Genomic DNA, 23,667 nt, shown 5'->3' with positions numbered 1-23,667 from the left:
CCTGGTAGACGCGGCAGCGGGCAAAACCCTCACCTGCGAATGCGAACTATTTTCATTTATTTTTTGGGAGTTGCATGGCCGGTGCCTGCGCAGCGGCTTTCGGCGCCATGCCGATGGTGCTGACGGTGCCGCTGCGCACGACTTGTACGGGCAAGAGTTGCGGCAAGGCGGCGGCGAAGCGGTCGAGCTGGGTCAGACTGAAGCTGCCGCCGATGCGCAACCGCGCGACGGCGGGATCGCGCACGACGAAGCCCGTGTCGCCATAGCGCTCGAATTCGGCCAGTGCTGCGCCCAGCGGCACATTGTCGAAGGTGACCCTGCCGTTGCGCCATGGCGCCACGCTGCCCGGGGCCAGGCTGGCGACGGCGGACAGGCGGCCGCTGGCATCGCTGCTGACGCCCTGGCCGGCCCGCAGGTCGACCAGCTCTTGTCCTGCGCCCGCCACGCGCACCTGGCCATGCTGCACGGCCACGCGCAGCTGGCCGTCGTGCGCCAGCGTGTTACGCACGGAAAATTGCGTGCCCACCACCGTCACTGTCAAGGGACCGCTGAGCACGTCGAATGCTTGTCCTTGTTTCGATTGCACCTGGAACAGCGCTTCGCCGTGCGCCAGGCGCACTTCGCGCCGCTGGCGGTACAGGGTGACGTGCAATTGCGTGGCTGTATCGAGCTGCACCTGGCTGCCGTCGGGCAAGGACACGGCCAGGCGCTGGCCGCGCATGGTGGCATACGACTGGCTGAACGTGGGTTGCTGCCACCACTGGTAGCCGCCCGCGCCCACGCCGAGCAGCAGCATGGCGGCGGCCGCATACGGCAGCATGCGCAGGGAGCGCAGAAGCGGGCGGCGGAGAAATGGCGCTGGCGCTGCCTGGGGCACGGCCCAGCGCGCGGCGACCTGCGCGGGAATCCGGCGTGCCGTGCGGTGGGTCTGTTGCAGCTGCGCATATGCTTGCGCGTGCAGTGCATCGGCCGCCAGCCAGGCGGCAAACTCGGCCTGTTGCTGCGCATCGAAGTTGCCGCGCCGGCTGAACCAGGTGGCGGCAGCCAATGCCACGCCGTCTTGCGTGGCGGCAAAGTCGGCGTACTCGCGCAAGTCCGCCTGCTCCTGGGCGGAGGGGCCGAAATCATGGCGGGTCGGGTGGGCGGTCATGGACGGCATTATGCGCATTCCCGCAGAGAACGCAACTGCGCCTGGCAACTGAGCATGCCGCGCGCGATATGTTTTTCCACCATGCTCACGGAAATGCCCATGCGTGCGGCGATTTGCGCGTGCGGCAATTCCTCGAAGACGTGCAGCACGAAGGCGTCGCGGCAGCGGGGCGGCAAGGCGTCGATGGCGGCCACGCAGGCTTGCCAGTCCTGGCTGCTTTCGAGCGCCTGTTCCGGCTGCAAATGACGGGGCCCTGCCGGATGCGCGGCCTCCGGCAGGGCGTCGAGTTCCTCGTGCTGGCGCACGGCGGCGCGGCGGTGCTGGTCGACCAGCAGGTTGCGCGCCGTGTGGTACAGCAGCGCGCGCGGTTCGCGCACGGCCGCCTCGCCCAGCACGCGCGCATAGCTTTCCTGCACCAGGTCGGCCGCAGCCTCGCGGTTGCGCAAGCTGCGCCAGCAAAAGTTCAACAGTTCTTGGTAATAGCGTGCAACCACGGCGTCCGATGTATGAGTCCGCAGCCAGGAATGCCGCATATGAGAATGATTCTCATTATATGGCATGCCGCGATGTCGTGTTAAGCGGCTTGGCGCACCGTGGCAGACGTACAACGCTTTGCCGCTTGCCTGGCCTGCGTTACCATCGGAAATTGATAGGGAGGCAAGATGACTATTCAAATCATCAATACGGCACCGATGGCCGGCCAGCGGCCTGGCACCTCGGGCTTGCGCAAGAAGGTGGCTGTCTTCAGCGCACCGCAATACCTGGAAAACTTCGTGCAGAGCGTTTTTGACACGCTGGGCGACTGCCGCGGCCAGACCCTGGTGCTGGGCGGCGACGGACGTTACTACAACCGCGCGGCCATCCAGACGGTGCTGCGCATGGCGGCCGCGCATGGCTACGCGCGCGTGCTGCTGGGGCAGGGCGGCATTTTGTCGACGCCGGCAGTCAGCTGCGTGATCCGCAAGCATGGCGCCAGCGGCGGCCTCATCCTGTCGGCCAGCCATAATCCGGGCGGCCCCGATGGCGATTTCGGCATCAAGTACAACATCGCCAATGGCGGCCCGGCACCTGAAAAGGTCACCGAGGCCATGTTTGCGCGCACGCAAACGATCACCGAATACCGCATCAGCGACGCTGCCGACATCGACCTCGACACCCTGGGAGTGGCGCGCATCGAGCAGATGACGGTCGAAGTGATCGATCCGGTGCTTGATTACGCGGAACTGATGCAGCAGCTGTTCGACTTCGACGCCATCCGTGCCCTGGTCGCGGGCGGCCTGCGTATCTGCTTTGACGGCATGCACGCCGTTTCCGGCCCTTATGCGACGGCCATCCTGGAAGGCATGCTGGGCGCGCCTAAGGGCAGCGTCATCAACGGCGTGCCCCTCGAAGACTTCGGCGGCGGCCATCCGGACCCGAACCCCGTCAACGCGCAGGAATTGATTACGCGCATGGCCAGCGACGATGCCCCGGACTTCGGCGCCGCCTCGGACGGCGATGGCGACCGCAACATGATCGTCGGCCGGCGCTTCGACGTGACGCCCTCGGACAGCCTGGCCATCCTGGCTGCCAACGCCAGCGTGGCGCCCGGCTACCGCGACGGTTTGACGGGCATCGCCCGCTCCATGCCCACGTCGGGCGCGGCCGACCGGGTCGCTAGCGCGCTGGGCATACCGTGCCACGAGACGCCGACGGGCTGGAAGTTCTTCGGCACCCTGCTCGACGCGGGCATGGCCACCCTGTGCGGTGAAGAAAGCTACGGTACGGGCTCGAACCACGTGCGCGAAAAGGATGGCCTGTGGGCCGTGCTGTTCTGGCTCAACCTGCTGGCAGCGAAAAAACAATCGGTGGAAGAGATCGTGCGCGCGCACTGGGCGGAATATGGCCGCAACTATTACTCGCGCCACGATTACGAAGACATCGACAGCGCCGGCGCGGCGCAGCTGATGGAGGCCATGCGCGGCCAGCTGGCCGCCTTGCCAGGCCAGGCAGCCAATGGCTACACGGTGGCGCTGGCCGACGATTTCAGCTATACGGACCCCGTCGACGGCTCCGTGGCGACGCAGCAGGGCATCCGCATCATCATGACGGACGGCGCGCGCATCGTGCTGCGCCTGTCCGGCACGGGCACCGAAGGCGCGACCCTGCGCCTGTACCTGGAGCGCTACGAAGCCGATCCGGCCCGGCATGCCATCCCGACCCAGGAAGCGCTGGCGGGGCTGATTGCCGTGGCCGGGCAGCTGGCGCAGATCCGTGAGCGCACGGGGCGCGATGGGCCGACGGTGACGACGTAAAAAAAGGGCGCCCGAGGGCGCCCTTCTTGATTGCGGCAGATCAAACCGGCATCATGCTTTCGCCGGGATCACCGCCTGGCGGTAGTTGTCCACCATCTTGTAGCGCTTCGCATACAGGCCGAAGGCCAGCATGGCCACGGCGGCGAAGGCGGCGAAGAAGAACATCTGGAAGGCTGTCACGCTGATGCCGCTTTCGGCGATCTTGCCGATCACGCCTTCGTTCATGACGCTGCGGTTGACGATCAGCACCCACAGGTTGCCCACCGTGGTCGACAGATTCCAGAAGCTCATGATGGCGCCCTTCATCGACACGGGCGCCTGGCTGTAGGCAAACTCCAGTCCCGTCGCCGAGACCAGCACTTCGCCGAACGTCAGCAGGGCGTATGGCAGGATCTGCCACATGATGGAGACGGCATTGCCGCTGTCGAGGGCCAGTTGCAGCAGACCGATGACGATCCACGCCAGCGAGGAAAAGCCGATACCGGCCGTCATGCGGCGCAGGGCCGTCGCTTCCAGGCCGAAGCGGTTCAGCATCGGGTACAGCACCAGGTTGTTGAACGGGATCAGCAACATCACCAGCATCGGGTTCAGCGCCTGCATCTGCGCCGGCAGGAACCAGCTTGGTTTTTCCATGGTGTTCGCTTGCACGATCCACGTCGATGCCTTCTGGTCGAACAGCGAGAAGAAGGGCGTGACGAGGGCGAAGATGACGAGGATGCGCAGTACGGCGCGCACGCCTTCGACGGCTTCGTCGGGGTGGATGCCGCGTGCGCGTTCCAGCTGCATGGCCGTGCCGATGCTGCCGAAGGCCAGCAGCAATACCAGCGCGGTACACGCCGCAATCACGAAGCCCCATTCGGGAATGCTGTAGAACGCATACAGGGCGCCGATGACGCCGACGTAGGCCACGTACAGGCCGGGACGCGAACCGCCATCGACGCGGGCCAGCAGGGCCGTGCGGGCCACGCGGGTGAACGAATCGGGATTCGGTGGCGCCGGCGGCACATGCACGTATTTTTTGGCGCCCATCCAGAAGACGATGGTGGCGGCCAGCATCATGATGCCGGGGATGCCGAAGGCGATCGACGGACCGTAGTCGCGCAGGAACATCGGCATCAGCAGCGACGCGAAGAAGGAGCCGAAGTTGATGATCCAGTAGAACAGGTCGAATACCAGCTTGGCCTTGTGCTTGTTGGTCTGGTCGAACTGGTCGCCGACAAACGAAGCCACCAGCGGCTTGATGCCGCCGGAACCGAAGGCGATCAGGAACAGGCCGAAATAGAAGCCGTTGACGCTGTTTTCAAACAGGGCCAGGCAGGCATGGCCGGCGCAATACACGAGGCTGAGCCAGAAGATGGTGTTGTACTTGCCGAAGAAACGGTCGGCCAGCCAGCCGCCCAGCAGCGGGAAGAAATACACGCCGATGACGAAGGTGTGGAACACGTGCTTGGCTTCGCCCGTGCGCTGGTCGATCGGGATCAGCAGCAGCAAGGTGCTGATGAGGAATGGCGTCAGGATGTTGCGCATGCCATAAAAGCTGAAGCGTTCGCAGCCTTCGTTGGCGATGATGTACGGTATTTGCCGCGGCATTTTGCCCGTGGCGGTTTGTGTCTCGGCCGATGACATTGGCTCTCCCCCAAGTTTTTTTTGTAAGCCGCGATGCTAAGGCCTGCCGCGTTTGCTTGCAACAGAAAAAACGGCCTGTCCGCTATTTCGCAGGGATTTGTAAGGTATTGATTTTCATAAAGACATTACTTTCGGCACTTGCACTGGCACTTGCACGAACCGGGCGGGGCAGCAACAGCTGCATATGCAGCATGCCATCCGCTGCGGGACAGTCCTCCAGGGTAAAGCCGCAGTCCAGGTACAGGGTCAATGCGGCGTGGTTGTCCTGCGCCACGGCCAGGCGCACGCGGGCCAGTTCGGGCACGCTGCAGGCGTGTGCAATGGCCGCCTGCACCAGTTGCCGTCCCGCGCCACACCCGCGCGCCTGCGGCGCCACGTACACGCTCCACAGACTGGCCTTGTCATGCACGACGGCAATCGGCTCGCGGCGCAGGCCGGCCATGGCGATCAATTGTTCTTCATTGAAAGCGCCAAATATTATTTGGTGGGAAGTGGCGTGCAAGCGCTCGGCTATCTGTGCCAGCGGCAAGCCGCTTTCCGCCGCATGCGTGGTGCAGAAGGCGGTGGGCAGTTCGGCGATGCCTGCCAGGCGCAGCGCGCGGTAGGCGCTGGCGTCGTCTGGCGTGAGGGGGCGGATAGTGATGGCGGGCATGTGGGCGAGTATCGGGCGTTGATGCCAGAAAGTAAAGCTTGCGCTACAACGCCGACGTAGTTACTGCGTGGCGACGCGTTGCATGGGCGCGTTGTCCTTGCGCCATTGTTCCAGGCTGATCAGGTCGCCGCTGACGATGTCGTCGACGAGGATGCGCTTGCCGTCGGGCGTCACGACAAAGCTTTCCCAGCGGTGCGCCGCATCGGGCGTGCTTTCGAAAAAGCTCAGCTGGTAGCTGGCGACGCCATCGACGAGGCGCGTCTCGGGCGACGTTTCCATCACGGCGCCGTGCGCGCGGCCGCCCGAAGCCTTTTCGATATGCGCCGACCAGGCCTTGATTTCCGGCAAAGCCAGCAAGGCATCGACGGCGCGCGCGTTCTGCTCTGGCGCCGCCGTGTTGCTGCTCGCGGCCGGGGCATTGCCCTCGTGCGGCGCGGACTGCTGGTGCAGGTAGAAAGCGACTAGCCCGGCGGCCAGCAAGCCGGCCAGGATGCCGGCGATGATGGTGGTTTTGGAAGAGGAGGCGCGTGGCGGCATGATGGTGGGTGTGAGAAAGAGGGATGATGGCGGCCATGCTAAAGCAAAATGCACAGGCCGGCAATCGCGGGGCTTGCCAAATCAACAGGCCAACAGGCGAAAAAAAAGCTACCTTCCGTAGAAGATAGCTTTTCGGGGCTGGCGGGGAAGAACAAGCAGCTTTTGGTCTGCTGTTTCTCCCCGGCGTATGCATCCCTGCGCGCCGTCGCCTGCGCGCGGGGATGCCGGACATTACATCATGCCGTCCATGCCGCCCATGCCGCCCATACCACCCATACCACCCATGCCGCCGCCCATGCCGCCGCCTGCTTTGTCGTCAGCGATTTCGCAGACCATGCAGTCGGTCGTCAGCATCAGCGAAGCGATCGAAGCGGCGTTTTGCAGCGCCGAACGGGTCACTTTGGCTGGGTCCAGGACGCCCATTTCAACCATGTCGCCATACGTGCCGTTGGCAGCGTTGTAGCCGTAGTTGCCCGTGCCAGCCAGTACGGCTGCCACGACGACCGAAGCTTCTTCGCCAGCGTTTTGCACGATCATGCGCAGTGGTTCTTCCATTGCGCGCAGGACGATCTTGATACCAGCGTCTTGATCAGGATTGTCGCCCTTGACCGTGATGTTGGCGCGTGCGCGCAGCAGGGCTACGCCGCCGCCTGGCACGATGCCTTCTTCCACGGCAGCGCGGGTCGCGTGCAGTGCATCTTCAACGCGGGCTTTTTTCTCTTTCATTTCGACTTCGGTGGCTGCGCCAACCTTGATCACGGCAACGCCGCCAGCCAGTTTGGCTACGCGCTCTTGCAGTTTTTCACGGTCGTAGTCCGAGGTCGCTTCTTCGATCTGTACACGCACTTGTTTTACGCGTGCTTCGATCGAGGCAGCTTCGCCGGCGCCATCGATAACGATGGTGTTTTCCTTGCCCACTTCGATGCGTTTCGCTTGGCCCAGTTCGGCCAGGGTCACTTTTTCCAGGGTCAGGCCGACTTCTTCAGCGATCACTTGGCCGCCGGTCAGGACAGCGATGTCTTCCAGCATGGCTTTGCGGCGGTCGCCGAAGCCAGGGGCTTTCACTGCGCAAGTTTTCAGGATGCCGCGGATGTTGTTCACAACCAGGGTTGCCAGTGCTTCGCCTTCGATGTCTTCTGCGATGATCAGCAGTGGACGGCCAGCTTTTGCGACTTGTTCCAGTACCGGCAGCAGGTCACGGATGTTCGAGATTTTCTTGTCGCACAGCAGGACGAATGGGCTGTCCAGTACGGCAACTTGTTTCTCTGGGTTGTTGATGAAGTATGGCGACAGGTAGCCGCGGTCGAACTGCATGCCTTCAACGATGTCCAGCTCGTCGTTCAGCGACTTGCCGTCTTCAACGGTGATCACGCCTTCTTTGCCGACTTTTTCCATCGCTTCAGCGATACGCTCGCCGATCGAGTAGTCCGAGTTCGCCGAGATCGCGCCAACTTGGGCGATTTCCTTGGTCGTGGTGCAAGGACGGGCGATTTTCGCCAGTTCTTCGACGGTCGCTGCAACAGCTTTGTCGATACCGCGCTTCAGGTCCATCGGGTTCATGCCGGCGGCAACGAACTTCATGCCTTCGCGCACGATGGCTTGTGCCAGCACGGTCGCGGTGGTGGTGCCGTCGCCGGCGTTGTCGCTGGTGCGGGAAGCAACTTCCTTGACCATTTGCGCGCCCATGTTCATGAGCTTGTCTTTGAGTTCAACTTCTTTCGCTACCGATACACCATCCTTGGTGACGGTAGGGGCGCCGAACGAGCGCTCCAGGACCACGTTGCGGCCTTTCGGGCCCAGCGTTACTTTGACTGCGTTGGCGAGGATGTTGACGCCTTCGACCATCTTGGCGCGCGCTGCGTCGCCGAATACTACTTCTTTAGCTGCCATGTTCAATTCTCCTGAGTTTCGGGATGTATCTGTCTACAACGTGGAAACAATTACTTGACGACGATCGCCATGATGTCTTCTTCGCGCATGACCAGCAGCTCATCGCCGTCAACTTTGACGGTTTGGCCGGCGTACTTGCCGAACAGGACGCGGTCGCCCACTTTGACATCCAGAGGACGGACTTTGCCGTCGTCGAGAATCTTGCCATTGCCTACGGCAAGGACTTCGCCTTGATCCGGTTTTTCAGCAGCTGCATCAGGAATGATGAGGCCGGACGCAGTCTTGGTTTCCTGGTCGAGGCGTTTGACGATGACGCGATCGTTCAATGGGCGCAGATTCATACAAAACTCCTTAAAGTTCAATGGATAGGTGTTGCTAAATGAATACATTCCTGGCACAGCGCCAGGCCTGCTTTCAGTGACCGCCGTTGAAAGCAGCCCGCAACGGTCAAGCAAACCCCATGTCATCCTGTCCTTGCCTGTATCCGGCAGTGGTGCATCGCGGCGTCGCCCGCCGCGTAGCGTTCCCTGCAGTGGTCTGGCAAGCACCATCAGTCCTGAGGATTGCTACGAAAGAGTTTGTTAGCACTCTCTACTAACGAGTGCTAATTATAGGGACGGTAGGGGGCTTATTCAAGGGCTTATTCTCCGGGAAGATAAGCATAGACGTTCTGCGCAGCCTGCATTTACGCAGGGTTTGCGCTGGCGCAAGCCTCGTTCCCGGGCGTCAGCAACAGGCGCGACTCTAGCATGCCGTCCGGAGAGGGGGCGTTCCTGTACGCACAGGAAACAGAGTTTGACTATGAAATTTGATAAGATGATTGCAATTGCATATCAATATCGCCTCAGATCACCACTTGCATCAGAAAGCACACCATGCCATTCCCGACTTCCCGTCCCGCCCTGCGCCTGCTGGGCGCCACCGTCATCGGCCTCGCCTGTCTGGGTAATGCCGCTGCGCAAACGCCCACCATCGCCGACGAAATCACCGTGGCGACCCTGACGCCGCAGGAAAAGGAGATGCTGCTGGGCGATTTGTTCAACGACTTGAACAAGGACGACGACGACCAGGAAGCCCATGTGTGGGACAACGGCGGCGACAGCGGTGTGCTGGTGAAAGTCACGTATAACTTTAGCAACTCGGGCATGACGGAGCACAGCCTGAAGGCGCATGTCTGCCGCGACCTGAAATTCGTCGTCACGGCGGGCGGCAAGTCGCAGGACCTGAGCCGCCGCACCTGTTCGCAGAACAGCGGGAAATGGGATGTGCAGGGCAAGGACCCGGCGCCCGTCGTGTATCCGCCGTTCCTGTCCGACGTCACCATCGCCAAGCTGAATGCAAAAGAACAAGCATCGTTGCTGAAGGCCGCCGTGCGCACCTTGAAAGATGAAGAGGATGGCAAGAGCCGCCAGTGGAGCAACAAGGGACTGGGCAATGCGGTGCCGCTGGCAGTGCGACTGACGCCCTCGCGGACGGACGCCAAACCTGGCAGCTACAGCCGTACTTGCCGCGACTTGACGATGGTGCTTGACGGCAAGGGCGGAGAACAGACGCTGACGCGCCGCTCTTGCGAAAACCGCTATGGCGGCCTCGATATCGAACCCGATTACGTCGACGAGTAAAACGTTGCCATCGCGGCGCTGGCGGATGCGTGCACTTGGCGAAAAGCGCCGGAAAAAGCGTGTATTGTCCGCCAACTGCCCTGCATTGATGTAAATATGTGTGACAGCGGCGTGATTCGATTGACGCCCATGGAGCGTCCGCCCTATAGTGGCGGGATGATTTCCGAATTCAACGAATTATCCGACAAAATAGGCCTGCTGGCCGAAATGACCCATGCGCTGCGCCGTGAAAACGCGCAACTGCGCAAGGACAATGCCGCGCTGGCCGCAGATAACGCGCAGTATGTGCAACGCATGCGCGAGGCGCAGGAGCGGGTGGAAGCGTTGCTGGAAAAAATTCCCGAACTGGTGCAAGCTGGCCTGGAGCAAGCCGCTTCGGAAGCGGGCGCCTATATTGCCGAGAACGAGAAGGAAGCGTAATGCCGCGTGTCGATGTCAATATCATGGGCCAGTCCTACAGCATGGTGTGCCGCGACGGCGAAGAGCGCGCGCTGCGCGAAGCGGCGATCTATCTCGATAGCAAAATGAAGGCCATCCGCGACGCGGGCAAGGTCAAGGGCAACGACCGCATCGCCGTGCTGGCCGCCCTGGGCGTGGCCGCTGAATTCCTTTCCGTGAAGTCGCCGCAAGGTCCGCTGTCGGAATTGACGATACTGGAAGTGAAGCAGAAAATCTCGGCCATGCACACGGTATTGGATAGCGCTCTGACGCCCCAGGAAAACCTTTTTTAAGCGTGCACGCGACGATTTGTCTTTGCGATGCGCGAGCAAAGGAGTAAACTTGGGTCTACCCTGCGGTGTTCGCGATTGCCATATATTCCTTGAACCATTTATGCGCATCGGTTGCGAATTTTGTTTGATGGGAGTGAGCGTCGCTCGTTCGACGAACCCGAAATTGAACTAACGTGACCACCTTGAACCGTTTGGTTCGGGATGCCGGCATAGCGGCACAGGCGGGGCCCAATTTGCAGTACAAAGAAAACGGTTGCAGCATCGATGCGCAACCGTTTTTTTACGCCTGTTGCTTTTGATAGGGAGTGAACATGAAACAATACTGGCTGATGAAATCCGAACCCGATGAAGTGAGCATCGACGACCTGATGGCGGCGCCGCAGCACACCATGCCCTGGTTTGGCGTGCGCAACTACCAGGCGCGCAACTTCATGCGCGATGGCATGCAGCCGGGCGATGGCGTGCTGTTCTATCACTCGAGCTGCCCGCAGCCGGGCGTGGCGGGCGTGGCCGAAGTGGCCAGCGGCGCCTATCCCGATCACAGCCAGTTTGAAGAGGGCGGCAAATACTTCGACCCGAAAGCCACGCCAGAACAGCCGCGCTGGATCAGCGTCGACGTGCGCGGCGTGAAGAAGACGGCGCTGCTGCCCCTGTCCGAGATGCGCCAGATGCCGGAGCTGGAAGACATGCTGCTGCTCAAGAAGGGCAGCCGGCTGTCGATCACGCCCGTGACGCCGGCGCAATGGAAAGTCATTACCGGCAAGCTGACAAGTTAGCCTTCGACCCGGTTGCGACCATTCTGCTTGGCCCGGTACAGGGCCTGGTCGGCAGAGGCCAGCAATTGCTCCGGCGTCTGTCCTGCGTCATTCAGGGCCAGGCCGATGCTGGCCGTCACCAGGCCGCCGCGCGACGGCGCGTGGACGATGGCGGCCGCAGCGATCGCTTCCTGCATCTTGTGCGCCACGGCCAGCGCGCCCACGCGATCGGTGGCGGGCAGGATGGCGGCAAACTCCTCGCCGCCGAAGCGGGCCGCCAGGTCGCTGGCGCGCGGCAGCGCGGAATGCAGGGCGGCCGCGATCTGCACCAGGCAGGCGTCGCCATACGGGTGGCCGAAGCCGTCGTTGAGGCTTTTGAAGAAATCGATGTCGATGATCAGCAGCGCCAGCGCTTGATTGTTGCGTGCGGCGCGCTGCCACTCCAGCTGCAGGGTCTGGTCGAAGCAGCGCCGGTTGGCGATGCCCGTCAAGCCATCCGTCAGCGACAGCTTTTCCAGCTTGTCATGCGCCGCGCGCAAGGCCAGTTCGCTTTGCATGTAGCGGCTTTGCAGGGTGGCCGAGCGCAGCGCGTGGACCAGCAGCGCGACGAACAGCGATGCCGCCGCCAGGTAGAAATGCGCGCGCATGACGGCAAAGCCCAGGCCCAGCAAGGCGGCCGTAAAAAAGATGGGACTGAAATTGTCGATCAGCAGGGTCAGCTTTTGCGGGGTCCGCTGCGCCTGTGCGGTTTCCGTCCCCGTCTGCGCCGCCGTGACACGCGTGGACAGCAGCACCAGCAGCAGGAACGGCAGGCCCGGCAGCACCTCGCTCCAGGCCTCGGTCACGCCATGCAAGGTCAGATAGTTATATGCTGCCGCGCAGCCCGCATAGCACCATAAAAATACCGTCAGCAACAGATAAAAGCGGCCTTGCCCGCCATCGCGGCGGTGCGCCAGCAGGCGCAGCGAGGCGCAACAGGCCAGGGCCAGGTTTTCCACGTTGTAGGTCAGCACCAGCAGGCTGGCGGGAATCGGCGCGATCGAGCGCTGCTCGAAGGGCGACACGGAAAAGATGGCCGTATAGGCCAGGTAGGCTGCCAGCAGCACTTGCACGGCATCGAGCCACTGCAGGGTGCGCGAGGGATGCTCGTGCGCCACGGACGACATGGCCAGTAACAGGGGCGCGCCATACATGAAATAGGCGAAATCGGAAAAATACGTGGCGTCGGAGGCCACTTGTCCGCTCAGGTCTTGCCAGGCCGACAATATCATGCCCGAGCTCCAGAACAGCATGGCCACGGCGAACAGGGCCCAGCCTGTCCTGGCGGCGCCTGCCGCGCTGACATAGGCGCAGCGGCAACAGGCGGCCAGCGCCAGCAGGGGCGAGACAATGCTGAACGCATAGCTGACCCAGGGGGCGTGCGAGCCGGCCCAGGCCGTCAAGGTCAGCTGGGCCAGCACATAGCCGGCGCCCAGCGCGATCGAGCATGTCAGTTTTTGCCCGGCAGGCGGCATGGCAAGGCACTCCCCGGTGGCGGCACGTGCAAACGATGATACCCAGATGTCAACAGCAAGTCCATTCCATACGGAAATCTTGCTGTTTTTAGGGAAATGTTGCCAGAGGAGGGGAGGGTGGCGCGCCTGCCTGGCGCGCCACCGGGGAACAGCGGATTACGTGTTGGCCGGGCGTGCCTTGGTGGGCGGCGTGCCCATTACCTGGCTTTTATACGCCCACACCAGCAGCGCGATGGCGCCGACGATCATCGGCAGGGACAGCATCTGGCCCGAGGTGATCGGCACGCCCAGCCACACGACTTCCCAGTCCGGCGTGCGGAAGTATTCCGTGAAGAAGCGCGCGCAGCCGTACAACAGGGTGAACATGGCGCCGACGGCCATGCGCGGACGCTGCTTGCGCGCAAACAGCCACAGGATGATGAAGACCAGGATGCCGTCGATCAGCATCTGGTAGAGCGGCGACGGGTGCACGGGATACGGAATGCCTGGCCACTGCATCGCCCACGGCAGGGTGTCCGGCGCGATGCGGCCCGGCAGTTCTGCATTGATGAAATTGCCCAGGCGGCCGGCCGCGTAGCCGAGCGGCACCAGCGGGGCGATGAAGTCGAGCACGTCGAACAGGTTGCGGCCCGCCTTACGGCTCCACAGGTACATGGCCAGGATGACGCCGAGGAAGCCGCCATGGAAGGACATGCCGCCATGCCAGACCATGAAGATCTCGAGCGGATTGTGCATGAAGTATTCGGGGCGGTAGAACAGCACTTCGCCCAGGCGCCCGCCGATCACCACGCCCAGCATGCCGTAGAACAGCATGTCATCGAGGTCTTCCTTCTTCCAGCCCAGCACGGCGATATGCGGCTGCTTGATGCGCACGCGGCCCAGGATAATAAACAGGGCGAAGGCCAGCACATACATCAGGCCGTACCAGTGCACGGCGAGCGGGCCGATCTGGATGGCTATCGGGTCGGGCATCGGGTGTATCAGCATGGGGTTTCTTTCTTTGTTTAAAGCCAAGGTTGCGTAGTATGGGGGCGCTGGCGGTTTTTTGCCTTAGCGGCTACTTAATTTAATCGGCGGTCGCGCCGAACTGCTTGCGCAGCAGCGCCAGGAAACCTTGCAGTACGGCGGACGGATTGTCGCGGCGCCAGGCCAGGCCCGTTTCCACCAGCGGCGTGGCGTCCTGCAGCGGCCTGTATTCTACGCCCGGGCGCATCAGATTCGATACCGATTGTGGCACAAGCGCGATGCCCATGCCAGCCGAGACGAGGCTGACGATGGTTTGCATCTGGATCGCTTCCTGGCCGATCTGCGGCGTGATGCCGGCCGCGCGGAACACGCCGAGGATGGCGTCGTGCAGGGCGGGAGAAATGGCGCGCGGGAAAATGATCAAAGGCAGCGACGGCAGGTCGCGCAGGCGCACGGGGCCCGGCGTAATGAGTATGTCGAGGCCGGACGGCGCGGCCAGCACCAGCGGTTCGGCCAGTACGGGCAGGTAGTCGAGCGCCCCTTTCGCCTTTTCTGGCAAGGGCGGGATCAACAGGCCCGCATCCGTGCGCCCGGCCAGCAATTCATCGAGCTGCAGGTCGGAGGTGGCTTCCTGCAGCGCGATCTGCACTTGCGGATAGGCCGTCTGGTAAGCGCGCAGCAGCGGCGGCAGCACGCTGTAGTCGGCCGAGGAAACGAAGGCCAGGCTCAGACGCCCTGCCTCGCCCTGCGCGGCCCGCTGCACCAGCGCGGGTAAATCCTGCGCCTGGGCCAGCAGGCGGCGCGCCTCGGGCAGCAGGGCCGTGCCGGCCGGCGTCAGCTGCACCTCGCGCCGCGTGCGCACGAACAGCGGGGCGCCCAGCAATTCTTCCAGGGCCATGATGGTTTGCGACAGGGGCGGCTGCGTCATGTGCAGCCGCGCGGCGGCGCGGCCGAAGTGCAATTCCTCGGCGACGGTGACAAAGTAGCGCAGCTGGCGCAGTTCAAGGTTCATATGCGTTTCCATGTGGAATAAGTCCTGTGATATGAAAATCGACTCACAGACACGTGCATCATATATTTGACAGTGGGACGCGCGCAAGGCAATCTGACGTACCCCCACTGCATGCAGGGTTTTACTGCAAACCCGCACAGTCAGGCATCAACACTTTTGGAAGGTCCATCATGCCGCAATACCGCTCCCGCACCACCACCCACGGCCGCAACATGGCTGGCGCCCGCGCCCTGTGGCGCGCCACCGGCATGAAGGACGGCGACTTCGACAAGCCGATCATCGCCGTCGTCAACTCGTTCACCCAGTTCGTGCCCGGTCACGTGCACCTGAAGGACCTGGGACAGATGGTGGCGCGCGAAATCGAAGCGGCCGGCGGCGTGGCCAAGGAATTCAATACCATCGCCGTCGATGACGGCATCGCCATGGGCCACGGCGGCATGCTGTATTCGCTGCCGTCGCGCGACCTGATCGCCGACTCCGTCGAATACATGGTCAACGCCCACTGCGCCGACGCCATGGTATGCATCTCGAACTGCGACAAGATCACGCCGGGCATGCTGATGGCCGCCATGCGCATCAATATCCCCGTCGTCTTCATCTCGGGCGGGCCGATGGAAGCGGGCAAGGTCGTCAAGGTGGTCAACGGCACGCAGAAGATCATCAAGCTGGACCTGGTCGACGCGATGATCAAGGCGGGCGACAGCACCGTATCCGACGCCGACGTGGCGGAAATCGAACGCTCGGCCTGTCCGACCTGCGGCTCGTGTTCCGGCATGTTTACGGCCAACTCGATGAACTGTTTGACCGAGGCGCTGGGCCTGGCCCTGCCCGGCAACGGCACCATCCTGGCCACGCACTCGGACCGCCAGCAGCTGTTCCTGCGCGCGGGCCGCCTGATCGTGGAACTGGCCAAGCGCCATTATGAACAGGACGATTATTCCGTGCTGCCACGCTCGATCGCCACCAAGGCCGCGTTTGAAAACGCCATGGCGCTCGACGTCTCCATGGGCGGCTCGACGAATACCGTGCTGCACTTGCTGGCCGCCGCGCACGAGGCGGAAGTGGAATTCACGATGGCCGACATCGATCGCATCTCGCGCAAGGTACCGTGCCTGTGCAAGGTCGCGCCGATGACGGACAAATACCATATCGAAGACGTGCACCGCGCCGGCGGCATCGTGGGCATCCTGGGCGAACTGGCGCGCGCCGGCCTGCTCAACACCACCCTGCCGACCATCCACGCGCCGACTTTGGCCGACGCCATTGCGCAAAACGACATCATGTGCACCGACAATCCGGCCGTGCATGAATTGTTCCGCGCCGCACCGGGCGGCGTGCCGACGCAGACGGCGTTCTCGCAGTCCGAGCGTTTCGCGGCTGTCGACACGGATCGCAGCACGGGCTGCATCCGCGACAAGGCGCATGCCTATTCGCAGGATGGCGGCCTGGCCGTCTTGTACGGCAACCTGGCCGAAAAGGGCTGCATCGTCAAGACGGCAGGCGTGGATGAAAGCATCTTGAAATTCTCGGGCAAGGCGCGCGTGTTCGAAAGCCAGGACGCGGCCGTCGCTGCCATCCTGGAAGATACCGTGCATGAAGGCGACGTCGTCATCATCCGCTACGAAGGCCCGAAAGGCGGTCCCGGCATGCAGGAAATGCTGTACCCGACTTCGTACATCAAGTCCAAGGGCCTGGGCAAGGCGTGCGCGCTGTTCACGGACGGGCGCTTCTCGGGCGGTTCCTCGGGCCTGGTGATCGGCCACGCCTCGCCGGAAGCGGCTGAAGGCGGCGCCATCGGCCTGGTGGAAGAGGGCGACTTTATCGACATCGACATCCCCGAGCGCACGATCAACCTGCGCGTCACGGATGCGCAGCTGGCCGCGCGCCGCGCCGCCATGGAAGCGAAGGGCGATGCAGCCTGGCTGCCCGTCAACCGCGAGCGCTATGTGTCGCAGGCGCTGCAGGCCTATGCAGCCCTGACGACGTCGGCCGACCGGGGCGCCGTGCGCGATCTGTCGCAGTTGAAGAAACGCTGATTTGTTGCGCAGGTAAGACAGCCGGCCCCGATCCACTGCGCGGGGCCGGCTGTCGTTACATCGCCTTACAAACAACATGGTCATGCGCGTGCAGTTGGGGCAGAATGTGAGTGCCTGATACAAGGACATTGCGTTACTACATTGAAACGCTTGATCTGGGCTCGTGGTGCATCTGCGGAAACACAGTAAAATGCCGCAGGAAGTAACTTTGGAGAAAAGACAATGAAACGTTTTATGTTGGTGAGTGTATTGACCGTATCGGCTCTGGCATCGCAAGCAGCGTTGGCCAATCCGGATCTGGCGAAAGCAAAGAACTGCATGGCTTGCCACGCGGTGAGCACGAAACTGGTGGGCCCTGCGTTCAAGGACGTGGCTGCCAAGTACGCTGGTCAGAAAGACGCGGAAAACAAGCTCGTGGCGAAAGTCATGAAAGGCGGTTCCGGCACCTGGGGAGCGATCCCGATGCCAGCGAACCCGCAAGTGAGCGATGCTGAAGCCCACACCCTGGTCAAATGGGTGCTGGCACAGAAATAATCTGTGCCGTAGTACCTGCAATCAGCGCGCCGGCAATCCCGGCGCATTTTTTTTGCCCGCTGCCTTTTGCAGATTCCCCATGCCCTCCAATGTCGCCCGCACGGCCTCGTCGAGCGGCGTATGCGGCTCCTGGCCCAGCACGGCCAGCAGCCGCGCATTCTCCATGGATAGAGGCGTTTGCCACAGATAGCGCATCTCGCGCATTTCGCGCAGGGTTGCCACGAACGGCGACGCCAGCGTCATGAGCCACCATGGAAAGCGCCGGATGACGGGCGCAGCTCCTGTCGCCTGTTTTACCACGCGGGCAATCGCTCCCGTCATTTGCCTGCCGTCGTGGTCCCAGTGCCCGGCCAGGTGAAAGCGTGAGAATGCGGGCAAGGTGGCGCGCATGGCCAGCAATTGCAACATCGTGCGCGCCACGTCGGGCAGGTAGGACCACTGGTGACCCACGCCGGGCGCGCCCGGATACAGCACACTGCGCACGGGCTGGCCCGGTTTCACCAGACCCTGTGAAAACCAGTTGTTGCCGGCGCGGGGGCCGAAGAAGTCGCCCGCGCGCACGATGATGACCCTGGCGCCCTGCGTGCTGGCCCGTTCCAGCCGCGCTTCCAGTTCCACGCGGATGGCGCCCTTGCGCGTGAGCGGATGCTGCGGCGCGTCTTCCGCCAAGACTGGAAAGGCGTCGGGACCGAAGTTGTACACGGTGCCCGGCAGCACGATGGTGGCGTTTTCGGCGATGGCCGCGGCAATCGTATTGTCGAGCATGGGCAGCACCAGCTGGCCCCAGTGGCGGTAGCCGGGCGGGTTGACGGCGTGCACGATGACGGCGCAGCCCCTGGCAGCGGCCAGTACGTCCGTACGCGACAGCGCGTCGCCGCGCAGCCATTCAATGCCGTCGCCGCGTGGCGATGGCAGCTCTCCCCGTGTCAAGGCGCGCACCTGCCAGCCCGCCGCCAGGAGCTGGCGCACCATCTCGCCGCCGATGCCGCCCGTGGCGCCCAGTACCAATACTGTTTTGTCCATATTGTCCTCCGTGTGGTTGATTGAGCCAGTATCTGCCGCGCAGGGCTAATTGGGAATTGACGAACATCGAGTACGGGCTATACATTTATGTATGACTACTTCCATTGCCTGGGAATACTACCGTTCGCTGCTGGCCGTGCTGAAGCACGGCTCGCTGTCCGGCGCGGCACGCGCGCTGGCCATCACGCAACCCACCGTCGGCCGGCATATCGCCGCGCTGGAGCAGGCGCTGGGTGCGACCCTGTTTACGCGCTCCCAACTGGGCTTGCTCCCCACGGAAGTGGCGCTGGCGCTGCGGCCCCATGCGGAAACCATGGAGCACACGGCGGCCCTGATGGAGCGCGCCGCCAGCAGCCAGGGGCAGGGCGTGGCCGGTGTCGTGCGCATCGCGGCCAGCGAAGTGGTGGGCGTGGAAGTGCTGCCGCCGATCCTGGCCCGCCTGCGCGCGCGCCATCCGGGCTTGACCATTGAATTGGTATTGAGCAACAAGGTGCAGGATTTGCTGCGCCGGGAAGCGGACATCGCCGTGCGCATGTTGCGGCCCCGCCAGGAGCAGCTGGTGGCGCGCAAGGTGGGCGAGATCGAACTGGGCCTGCATGCGCACGCGGATTACCTGGCGCGGCACGGCACGCCGCTGGCACTGGCCGACCTGGCGCAACATGCCGTCATCGGCTACGACGAGGCGAGCCCCTTCGTGCGCAACGCGGGCGCGGCTTTCAACGGATTTACGCGGGAAAATTTTGCCTGGCGCAGCGACAGCGACCTGGCGCAACTGGCCCTGATACGGGCGGGCGCAGGCATCGGCGTGTGCCAGGCGGGGCTGGCGGCGCGCAATCCGGCCCTGCGGCGCGTGTTGCCGCAAGCGTTTTCGCTACCGATGGAAACCTGGGTCACCATGCATGAAGACTTGCGCGGCAGCCTGCGCTGCCGCGCCACCTTCGACGCGCTGGCCGAAGGCTTGCAGGCTTATGTGGCGACGCAGCCGCTTACTTGACCACTTCCATTTTTGTCTTCTTGCCATCACGATACGTGAACAAGGTCAGCGCGCCGTCCTTGATGTCGCCGTTGGCATCGAACGAGATCGGGCCCGTCACGCCCTGGTAGTGCACCTTGGCCAGGAAAGGCAGGTAGACGGACGGTTTCGACGATTTCGCGTCGGCCATGGCGGTGGCCATGGTCATCACGGCATCGTAGACGTATGGCGCGTACAGTTGCACTTCCATGTTGTACTTTTGCTTGTAGCGGGCGCGGAAATCGTCCATGCCTTTTTGCTGCGCGCCCGTCACGCCGCCCGCTTCCGCGCAGGTGACCATGTCTTCGCCCACGGCGTCGCCCGCCAACTTGCCCAGCGGTTCCGTGCACAAGCCGTCGCCGCCCATGAACTTGGCCTTGATGCCCAGCGCCTTCATCTGGCGCAGCATGGGGCCGCCCACGGAATCCATGCCGCCAAAGAAGATCAGGTCAGGATTTTTCGACTTGATGCTGGTCAAAATGGCGTTGAAGTCCGTCGCGTTGGCATTGGTAAATTCCTTGCCGACGATTTGCACGCCAGGCGCTGCTTTCTTGGCACCCTTGACGAACTGTTCCGCAACGCCCTGGCCGTAGGCCGTGCGGTCGTCGATGACGGCGATTTTCTTCGCTTGCAGCTTGCCCACGGCATACGCGCCCAGGGTGCCGCCCAGTTTGTTGTCATTGGCCACGACGCGGAAGGCTGTGTTGAATTTCTGCTGGGTGTACGTCGGGTTGGTGGCGGCCGGTGAAATCTGCGGGATGCCGGCATTGAAGTAAATGCGCGAGGCGGGAATCGTCGTGCCCGAGTTCAGGTGGCCGACGACGCCGTTGACCTTGGCATCGACCAGCTTTTGCGCCACGGCCGTGCCCTGCTTGGGATCGGCTGCATCATCTTCGGGCACCAGCACGAATTTCACGGCTTTGCCGTCGATCTTGAAGCCTTTGGCGTTCAAATCCTCGATGGCCATCTTGGCCGCGTTCTCGTTATCCTTGCCCAGGTGGGAGCTGGCGCCAGAGACCGGGGCGACGTGGCCGATCTTGATGATTTCCTGTGCGCCCGCATGGCCGGCAAAGGCGAGGGCGAGGGCGAGAGGAAGGACTTTGGTCTTGAGCAGCATAAACATTCTCCAATGGATAAAGATACGGCGGCGTCTCGTGAAAACCGCTTCGAGGGGCGGTACGTGTGGAGAAAGGTACAACAAAAAACAGGCGGCGCAAAGCCGCATTTCGGGCTTTTTACATTTTGTCGCAACAATCACCAAAGTGAGGCGCGATGCACCGATTTCGCAGGCGCGAGCGCACCAAAGAATGGCGTTGGAAGGAAGAATAGGGTAGGTCGGGTTGGCGCGCAGCGCGTAACCCGATTGCTCAGGACTGTGCGGGAGGGTGCAAATGCCCGAGCTCGTGGCTCACCGCATGGGCCACGATCTGTTCCAGCGACTGCTGCAAATCTTCGCGCAGGGCGCCGCGCATGCCGATCAGGGCGTTTTGCAGGGCTGTTTGCAGGACGTGGGCGATGCGCTCTTCCAGCAGATGGTCGATCTTGCCCTGCACCTGGTGCAGGATGCGCTGCGTCAGCCGCTGTTCGATGGCGTCCCAGTCAGGCTGGACTACGCCAGGTGGCAACGCCGGCGCTGCCTCGATAGCAGGCTCGGCTGGCATGGCGGGGGCCACCTCATCCACCTCCGGCCCCAGCAGCACCTCCGTCAGCAGGGGGATGCCCTGGTCGAATGGCTGCTGGCTCATGCTTTACCCGCCACAAAGTGGGTCGGTTGCACGTTTTGCTGGCGGTAGTGCAGGAAGCGTTGGCGGCCCGCCTGCGCATCTTGCTCATCCACGGAGACGATCTCGAAGACGCGCTGGAACTGTGCGTAATTGGCGGGCGGCAACTGCGACAGGTTGACGAGGATGTCGTGATGCGGCACCTCCGCCGCCGGGTCATCGGTCAGGATGATCGGCGTTTGCGCCGCCAGCGGATCGCCGGCCAGCACGTGCGGCAGGAAATCCGTGGCGGAAATGGTCCACATGGCGCTGTTCAAGGCGTCGAGCTGGGCGCCGTCTTGCGCCAGCACGACGACCTTGTTGCCGGCCATATAGGCCTTGCGCGCCAGGCGGCAGGCGTAGGCCAGCTTGTCCGGCACGTTGCTGTGAAAATCGACGCGGCTCATGGCGATCAAGCGGCCATGCCGCTGTGGCGCAGCAGGGCGTCGATCGACGGTTCGCGGCCGCGGAAGGCCGTGAACGATTCCAGCGCAGGGCGCGAGCCGCCGACGGACAGGATTTCCTGCAGGTAACGCTTGCCTGCTTGCGCGGTGGCGGCCGGTCCCAGCGCCCTGGCTTCTTCAAACGCCGCATAGGCGTCGGCGGACAGCACTTCGGCCCATTTGTAGCTGTAGTAGCCGGCCGCGTAGCCGCCGGCGAAGATGTGCCCGAAGGCATTCTGGAAGCGGTTGAACGGGGGCGGGATGAGCAGCGAAAACTGGGCGCGCACGCCGTCGATCAGCTGCTGCACGCTCTGGCCCGTGCTGGCGTCGTAGTCATAGTGCAAATGCATGTCCAGCAAGGAGAACTCTACCTGGCGCAGGGTTTGCAGGCCGGACTGGAAATTCTTGGCGGCCAGCATCTTGTCGTACAGCGCGCGTGGCAGCGGTTCGCCCGTGACGGCGTGCGCCGTCATGTGTTCGAGCACTTCCCATTCCCAACAGAAGTTTTCCATGAATTGCGATGGCAGTTCCACGGCATCCCATTCGACGCCGGAAATGCCCGACACGCCCAGCTCGTCAACGACGGTCAGCATATGGTGCAAGCCGTGGCCGAACTCGTGGAACAGGGTGATCACTTCATCGTGCGTGAACAGGGCAGGCTGGGCTTGGCCAGCTACCACGGCCGGTTCCGTGAAGTTGCAGGTCAGGTAGGCGATCGGCGTTTGCACGTGTTGTGCATCGGCACGGCGGCCGCGCGCGTCGTCCATCCAGGCGCCGCCGCTCTTGCCGGCGCGCGCATACAGGTCCAGATAGAACTGGCCCACCAGCTTGCCGTCGCGTTCGATGCGGTAGAAGCGCACGTCCTGGTGCCAGACGGGCGCCGTATCGGGCTTGATCTCGACGTTGAACAGGTTCTGGATCTGACGGAACAGGCCGTCGATCACCTTGTGTTCAGGGAAATACTGTTTGACTTCCTGGGCCGAGAACGCGTAGCGGCGTTCCTGCAGCTTTTCGGAGGCGTAAGGCACGTCCCACGCCTGCAGCTCGGCGATGCCCAGTTCTTCGCGGGCGAATTGTTTCAGTTCTGCCAGGTCCTTCTCGGCGAACGGACGCGCGCGTTTGGCCAGGTCTTCCAGGAAAGCGATGACTTGCGCGGGCGAGGTGGCCATTTTGGAGACGAGCGACACTTCGGCGAAATTGGCGTAGCCCAGCAGTTGCGCCTCTTCGTTGCGCAGCCGCAACAAGGTGACGATGTTGTGCGTATTGTCCCAGTCTTCTTTCTTGCTGAAGACCTCGCCCTGGTCCGACGCCTTGGTGGCGTTGGCGCGATAGATGGTTTCGCGCAGCGCGCGATTGTCGGCAAATTGCAGGATCGGGTAATACGACGGGAAATGCAGCGAGAATTCATAGCCCTGCTTGCCCGCTTTTTCGGCGGCGGCGCGCGCGGCGGCCTTCACGTCGTCGGGCAGGCCGGCCAGGTCAAGCTCGTTCTCGACCAGCAACTTATAGTCATTGGTAGCGTCGAGCACGTTTTCGGAAAAACGCGTCGAGACGGCCGCGTGTTCTTCCTGGATGGCGCCAAAGCGCTCTTTCTTGTCCTCGGGCAACTCGGCGCCGCCGAGGCGGAAGTCGCGCACGGCGTTGTCGACGATGCGACGGCGCGACGGCGACAGGCTGGCGAAATCGGCGCGGGCCTGCAATTGCTTGTATTTGCCGAACAGGATTTCGTTCTGGCCCAGCTCGGTCCAGAATTCCGTCACCTTGGGCTGGTTCGCATTGTAGGCGGCGCGCAGCTCGGGCGTATCGACCACGCTATTCAAGTGGTTGACGATGCTCCAGGCGCGGCCCAGGGTTTCGGCGATCTGGTCCTGGGGCGCGACGAAGTTTTCCCAGCTCACTTCTTCCATGGGCGCTTCCAGCTGCGCCACCGTGGCGCGCGCCTGGGCCAAGAGGGTATCGATGGCAGGCGTGACATGCTCGTGCGTGATCGCGTCGAAGCGTGGCAGTCCGGAAAAATCAAGCAGGGGATTGGTATTCATCGTCGGTTCGTCCATTCTGTCTTCATATGTGGAGCGCCTGAAAAACGTTCAGGGCAAGGCGCGGTGCCGAA

Annotated in this window: 23 protein-coding genes and 1 other RNA gene; 9 read left to right on the top strand and 15 right to left on the bottom strand. The window is 62.8% G+C overall.

Annotated elements, in window-relative coordinates; translation table 11 throughout:
* Positions 1-52: 52 nt before the first annotated feature.
* Complete coding sequence (locus AC3IQ7_RS24695; protein WP_489207558.1) at positions 53-1,159, bottom strand: FecR family protein; 1,107 nt, start codon at positions 1,157-1,159, stop codon at positions 53-55.
* The gene (locus AC3IQ7_RS24690) at positions 1,159-1,644 is read right to left on the bottom strand and encodes a sigma-70 family RNA polymerase sigma factor (RefSeq protein ID WP_199534347.1); all 486 of its coding nucleotides are present in this window, start codon (positions 1,642-1,644) and stop codon (positions 1,159-1,161) included. The genes AC3IQ7_RS24695 and AC3IQ7_RS24690 overlap by 1 nt, the downstream gene beginning before the upstream one ends.
* A 168-nt stretch (positions 1,645-1,812) precedes the next feature.
* Here AC3IQ7_RS24690 and AC3IQ7_RS24685 point away from each other — a divergent pair, with 168 nt between their 5' ends.
* Positions 1,813-3,444 (top strand): alpha-D-glucose phosphate-specific phosphoglucomutase, encoded by a 1,632-nt coding sequence (locus AC3IQ7_RS24685; RefSeq protein WP_489207557.1) that lies wholly within the window; start codon positions 1,813-1,815, stop codon positions 3,442-3,444.
* A gap of 51 nt (positions 3,445-3,495) precedes the next feature.
* Here the strand turns inward: AC3IQ7_RS24685 and AC3IQ7_RS24680 are convergent, their stop codons facing one another.
* The 5 genes from AC3IQ7_RS24680 to groES form a co-directional block, all read right to left on the bottom strand.
* On the bottom strand, positions 3,496-5,070 hold the full coding sequence (locus tag AC3IQ7_RS24680; RefSeq protein WP_489207556.1) for a POT-type proton-dependent oligopeptide transporter: 1,575 nt from the start codon (positions 5,068-5,070) through the stop codon (positions 3,496-3,498).
* Between the two features lie 82 nt (positions 5,071-5,152).
* Positions 5,153-5,722, bottom strand: a complete 570-nt coding sequence (locus AC3IQ7_RS24675; protein WP_489207555.1) for a GNAT family N-acetyltransferase — start codon at positions 5,720-5,722, stop codon at positions 5,153-5,155.
* Between the two features lie 60 nt (positions 5,723-5,782).
* Positions 5,783-6,259, bottom strand: coding sequence for a hypothetical protein (locus tag AC3IQ7_RS24670; RefSeq protein ID WP_322426316.1), 477 nt, complete (start codon positions 6,257-6,259; stop codon positions 5,783-5,785).
* A 231-nt stretch (positions 6,260-6,490) separates the two neighbouring features.
* The gene (gene groL, locus AC3IQ7_RS24665) at positions 6,491-8,149 is read right to left on the bottom strand and encodes a chaperonin GroEL (RefSeq protein ID WP_489207554.1); all 1,659 of its coding nucleotides are present in this window, start codon (positions 8,147-8,149) and stop codon (positions 6,491-6,493) included.
* A gap of 50 nt (positions 8,150-8,199) precedes the next feature.
* Positions 8,200-8,490: a co-chaperone GroES gene (groES, locus tag AC3IQ7_RS24660; protein ID WP_010400979.1), complete on the bottom strand. Its 291-nt coding sequence runs from the start codon at positions 8,488-8,490 to the stop codon at positions 8,200-8,202.
* Positions 8,491-9,024: 534 nt separating this feature from the next.
* Between groES and AC3IQ7_RS24655 the strand changes: the two genes are divergently transcribed.
* The 5 genes from AC3IQ7_RS24655 to AC3IQ7_RS24635 all read left to right on the top strand — a co-directional run bounded on the left by AC3IQ7_RS24655 (position 9,025) and on the right by AC3IQ7_RS24635 (position 11,278).
* A complete protein-coding gene (locus AC3IQ7_RS24655; protein WP_489207553.1) occupies positions 9,025-9,771 on the top strand; it encodes a hypothetical protein in 747 nt (248 codons plus the stop codon).
* Positions 9,772-9,927: 156 nt separating this feature from the next.
* Positions 9,928-10,191 carry a DUF904 domain-containing protein gene (locus tag AC3IQ7_RS24650; RefSeq protein ID WP_099378049.1) on the top strand — a complete coding sequence of 88 codons (264 nt, stop codon included), beginning with the start codon at positions 9,928-9,930 and terminating at the stop codon, positions 10,189-10,191.
* Positions 10,191-10,502 (top strand): cell division protein ZapA, encoded by a 312-nt coding sequence (locus tag AC3IQ7_RS24645; protein ID WP_034747344.1) that lies wholly within the window; start codon positions 10,191-10,193, stop codon positions 10,500-10,502. The genes AC3IQ7_RS24650 and AC3IQ7_RS24645 overlap by 1 nt, the downstream gene beginning before the upstream one ends.
* Before the next feature lie 54 nt (positions 10,503-10,556).
* A non-coding RNA gene (ssrS, locus tag AC3IQ7_RS24640) (6S RNA) lies at positions 10,557-10,734 on the top strand.
* A gap of 79 nt (positions 10,735-10,813) precedes the next feature.
* A complete protein-coding gene (locus AC3IQ7_RS24635; protein WP_322426318.1) occupies positions 10,814-11,278 on the top strand; it encodes an EVE domain-containing protein in 465 nt (154 codons plus the stop codon).
* On the opposite strand, the gene AC3IQ7_RS24630 is transcribed toward AC3IQ7_RS24635, so the two are convergent.
* The 3 genes from AC3IQ7_RS24630 to AC3IQ7_RS24620 all read right to left on the bottom strand — a co-directional run bounded on the left by AC3IQ7_RS24630 (position 11,275) and on the right by AC3IQ7_RS24620 (position 14,749).
* Positions 11,275-12,771, bottom strand: coding sequence for a GGDEF domain-containing protein (locus tag AC3IQ7_RS24630; RefSeq protein ID WP_099378047.1), 1,497 nt, complete (start codon positions 12,769-12,771; stop codon positions 11,275-11,277). The genes AC3IQ7_RS24635 and AC3IQ7_RS24630 overlap by 4 nt on opposite strands.
* A gap of 156 nt (positions 12,772-12,927) precedes the next feature.
* Positions 12,928-13,758 (bottom strand): prolipoprotein diacylglyceryl transferase, encoded by an 831-nt coding sequence (gene lgt, locus AC3IQ7_RS24625; protein ID WP_489207552.1) that lies wholly within the window; start codon positions 13,756-13,758, stop codon positions 12,928-12,930.
* Between the two features lie 79 nt (positions 13,759-13,837).
* Positions 13,838-14,749 (bottom strand): LysR family transcriptional regulator, encoded by a 912-nt coding sequence (locus AC3IQ7_RS24620; RefSeq protein ID WP_489207551.1) that lies wholly within the window; start codon positions 14,747-14,749, stop codon positions 13,838-13,840.
* A gap of 170 nt (positions 14,750-14,919) precedes the next feature.
* Between AC3IQ7_RS24620 and ilvD the strand changes: the two genes are divergently transcribed.
* Complete coding sequence (gene ilvD / locus AC3IQ7_RS24615; protein ID WP_099378044.1) at positions 14,920-16,785, top strand: dihydroxy-acid dehydratase; 1,866 nt, start codon at positions 14,920-14,922, stop codon at positions 16,783-16,785.
* Positions 16,786-17,007: 222 nt separating this feature from the next.
* Positions 17,008-17,319 (top strand): c-type cytochrome, encoded by a 312-nt coding sequence (locus tag AC3IQ7_RS24610; RefSeq protein ID WP_034747381.1) that lies wholly within the window; start codon positions 17,008-17,010, stop codon positions 17,317-17,319.
* 21 nt (positions 17,320-17,340) lie between these two features.
* On the opposite strand, the gene AC3IQ7_RS24605 is transcribed toward AC3IQ7_RS24610, so the two are convergent.
* Positions 17,341-18,342 (bottom strand): NAD-dependent epimerase/dehydratase family protein, encoded by a 1,002-nt coding sequence (locus AC3IQ7_RS24605; RefSeq protein WP_489207550.1) that lies wholly within the window; start codon positions 18,340-18,342, stop codon positions 17,341-17,343.
* Between the two features lie 91 nt (positions 18,343-18,433).
* On the opposite strand from AC3IQ7_RS24605, the gene AC3IQ7_RS24600 reads away from it, so the two are divergent.
* A complete protein-coding gene (locus AC3IQ7_RS24600) occupies positions 18,434-19,336 on the top strand; it encodes a LysR family transcriptional regulator (RefSeq protein ID WP_489207549.1) in 903 nt (300 codons plus the stop codon).
* Here the strand turns inward: AC3IQ7_RS24600 and AC3IQ7_RS24595 are convergent.
* The 4 genes from AC3IQ7_RS24595 to AC3IQ7_RS24580 all read right to left on the bottom strand — a co-directional run bounded on the left by AC3IQ7_RS24595 (position 19,329) and on the right by AC3IQ7_RS24580 (position 23,611).
* The gene (locus AC3IQ7_RS24595; protein ID WP_070301412.1) at positions 19,329-20,471 is read right to left on the bottom strand and encodes a branched-chain amino acid ABC transporter substrate-binding protein; all 1,143 of its coding nucleotides are present in this window, start codon (positions 20,469-20,471) and stop codon (positions 19,329-19,331) included. The genes AC3IQ7_RS24600 and AC3IQ7_RS24595 overlap by 8 nt on opposite strands.
* 250 nt (positions 20,472-20,721) lie before the next feature.
* Positions 20,722-21,099 carry a DUF2486 family protein gene (locus AC3IQ7_RS24590; protein WP_489207548.1) on the bottom strand — a complete coding sequence of 126 codons (378 nt, stop codon included), beginning with the start codon at positions 21,097-21,099 and terminating at the stop codon, positions 20,722-20,724.
* Positions 21,096-21,521: a DNA polymerase III subunit chi gene (locus AC3IQ7_RS24585; protein ID WP_489207547.1), complete on the bottom strand. Its 426-nt coding sequence runs from the start codon at positions 21,519-21,521 to the stop codon at positions 21,096-21,098. Before AC3IQ7_RS24585 ends, AC3IQ7_RS24590 begins: the two co-directional genes overlap by 4 nt.
* A gap of 5 nt (positions 21,522-21,526) precedes the next feature.
* A complete protein-coding gene (locus AC3IQ7_RS24580; RefSeq protein WP_489207546.1) occupies positions 21,527-23,611 on the bottom strand; it encodes a M3 family metallopeptidase in 2,085 nt (694 codons plus the stop codon).
* Positions 23,612-23,667: the final 56 nt, after the last annotated feature.

It is taken from the genome of Janthinobacterium sp. GL_088 (assembly GCF_057837845.1).
The sequence above is the reverse complement of the archived record's forward strand: the minus strand, read 5'-3'. Positions and strand labels throughout refer to the sequence as shown.

What these genes read in the sequence shown, in the direction of transcription:
- AC3IQ7_RS24695 (WP_489207558.1), bottom strand. Translation starts at nt 1,159, where the DNA reads ATGCCGTCCATGACCGCCCACCCGACCCGCCATGATTTCGGCCCCTCC.
- AC3IQ7_RS24685 (WP_489207557.1), top strand. Translation starts at nt 1,813, where the DNA reads ATGACTATTCAAATCATCAATACGGCACCGATGGCCGGCCAGCGGCCT.
- AC3IQ7_RS24680 (WP_489207556.1), bottom strand. Translation starts at nt 5,070, where the DNA reads ATGTCATCGGCCGAGACACAAACCGCCACGGGCAAAATGCCGCGGCAA.
- AC3IQ7_RS24675 (WP_489207555.1), bottom strand. Translation starts at nt 5,722, where the DNA reads ATGCCCGCCATCACTATCCGCCCCCTCACGCCAGACGACGCCAGCGCC.
- AC3IQ7_RS24670 (WP_322426316.1), bottom strand. Translation starts at nt 6,259, where the DNA reads ATGCCGCCACGCGCCTCCTCTTCCAAAACCACCATCATCGCCGGCATC.
- groL (WP_489207554.1), bottom strand. Translation starts at nt 8,149, where the DNA reads ATGGCAGCTAAAGAAGTAGTATTCGGCGACGCAGCGCGCGCCAAGATG.
- groES (WP_010400979.1), bottom strand. Translation starts at nt 8,490, where the DNA reads ATGAATCTGCGCCCATTGAACGATCGCGTCATCGTCAAACGCCTCGAC.
- AC3IQ7_RS24655 (WP_489207553.1), top strand. Translation starts at nt 9,025, where the DNA reads ATGCCATTCCCGACTTCCCGTCCCGCCCTGCGCCTGCTGGGCGCCACC.
- AC3IQ7_RS24650 (WP_099378049.1), top strand. Translation starts at nt 9,928, where the DNA reads ATGATTTCCGAATTCAACGAATTATCCGACAAAATAGGCCTGCTGGCC.
- AC3IQ7_RS24645 (WP_034747344.1), top strand. Translation starts at nt 10,191, where the DNA reads ATGCCGCGTGTCGATGTCAATATCATGGGCCAGTCCTACAGCATGGTG.
- AC3IQ7_RS24635 (WP_322426318.1), top strand. Translation starts at nt 10,814, where the DNA reads ATGAAACAATACTGGCTGATGAAATCCGAACCCGATGAAGTGAGCATC.
- AC3IQ7_RS24630 (WP_099378047.1), bottom strand. Translation starts at nt 12,771, where the DNA reads ATGCCGCCTGCCGGGCAAAAACTGACATGCTCGATCGCGCTGGGCGCC.
- lgt (WP_489207552.1), bottom strand. Translation starts at nt 13,758, where the DNA reads ATGCTGATACACCCGATGCCCGACCCGATAGCCATCCAGATCGGCCCG.
- AC3IQ7_RS24620 (WP_489207551.1), bottom strand. Translation starts at nt 14,749, where the DNA reads ATGAACCTTGAACTGCGCCAGCTGCGCTACTTTGTCACCGTCGCCGAG.
- ilvD (WP_099378044.1), top strand. Translation starts at nt 14,920, where the DNA reads ATGCCGCAATACCGCTCCCGCACCACCACCCACGGCCGCAACATGGCT.
- AC3IQ7_RS24610 (WP_034747381.1), top strand. Translation starts at nt 17,008, where the DNA reads ATGAAACGTTTTATGTTGGTGAGTGTATTGACCGTATCGGCTCTGGCA.
- AC3IQ7_RS24605 (WP_489207550.1), bottom strand. Translation starts at nt 18,342, where the DNA reads ATGGACAAAACAGTATTGGTACTGGGCGCCACGGGCGGCATCGGCGGC.
- AC3IQ7_RS24600 (WP_489207549.1), top strand. Translation starts at nt 18,434, where the DNA reads ATGACTACTTCCATTGCCTGGGAATACTACCGTTCGCTGCTGGCCGTG.
- AC3IQ7_RS24595 (WP_070301412.1), bottom strand. Translation starts at nt 20,471, where the DNA reads ATGCTGCTCAAGACCAAAGTCCTTCCTCTCGCCCTCGCCCTCGCCTTT.
- AC3IQ7_RS24590 (WP_489207548.1), bottom strand. Translation starts at nt 21,099, where the DNA reads ATGAGCCAGCAGCCATTCGACCAGGGCATCCCCCTGCTGACGGAGGTG.
- AC3IQ7_RS24585 (WP_489207547.1), bottom strand. Translation starts at nt 21,521, where the DNA reads ATGAGCCGCGTCGATTTTCACAGCAACGTGCCGGACAAGCTGGCCTAC.
- AC3IQ7_RS24580 (WP_489207546.1), bottom strand. Translation starts at nt 23,611, where the DNA reads ATGGACGAACCGACGATGAATACCAATCCCCTGCTTGATTTTTCCGGA.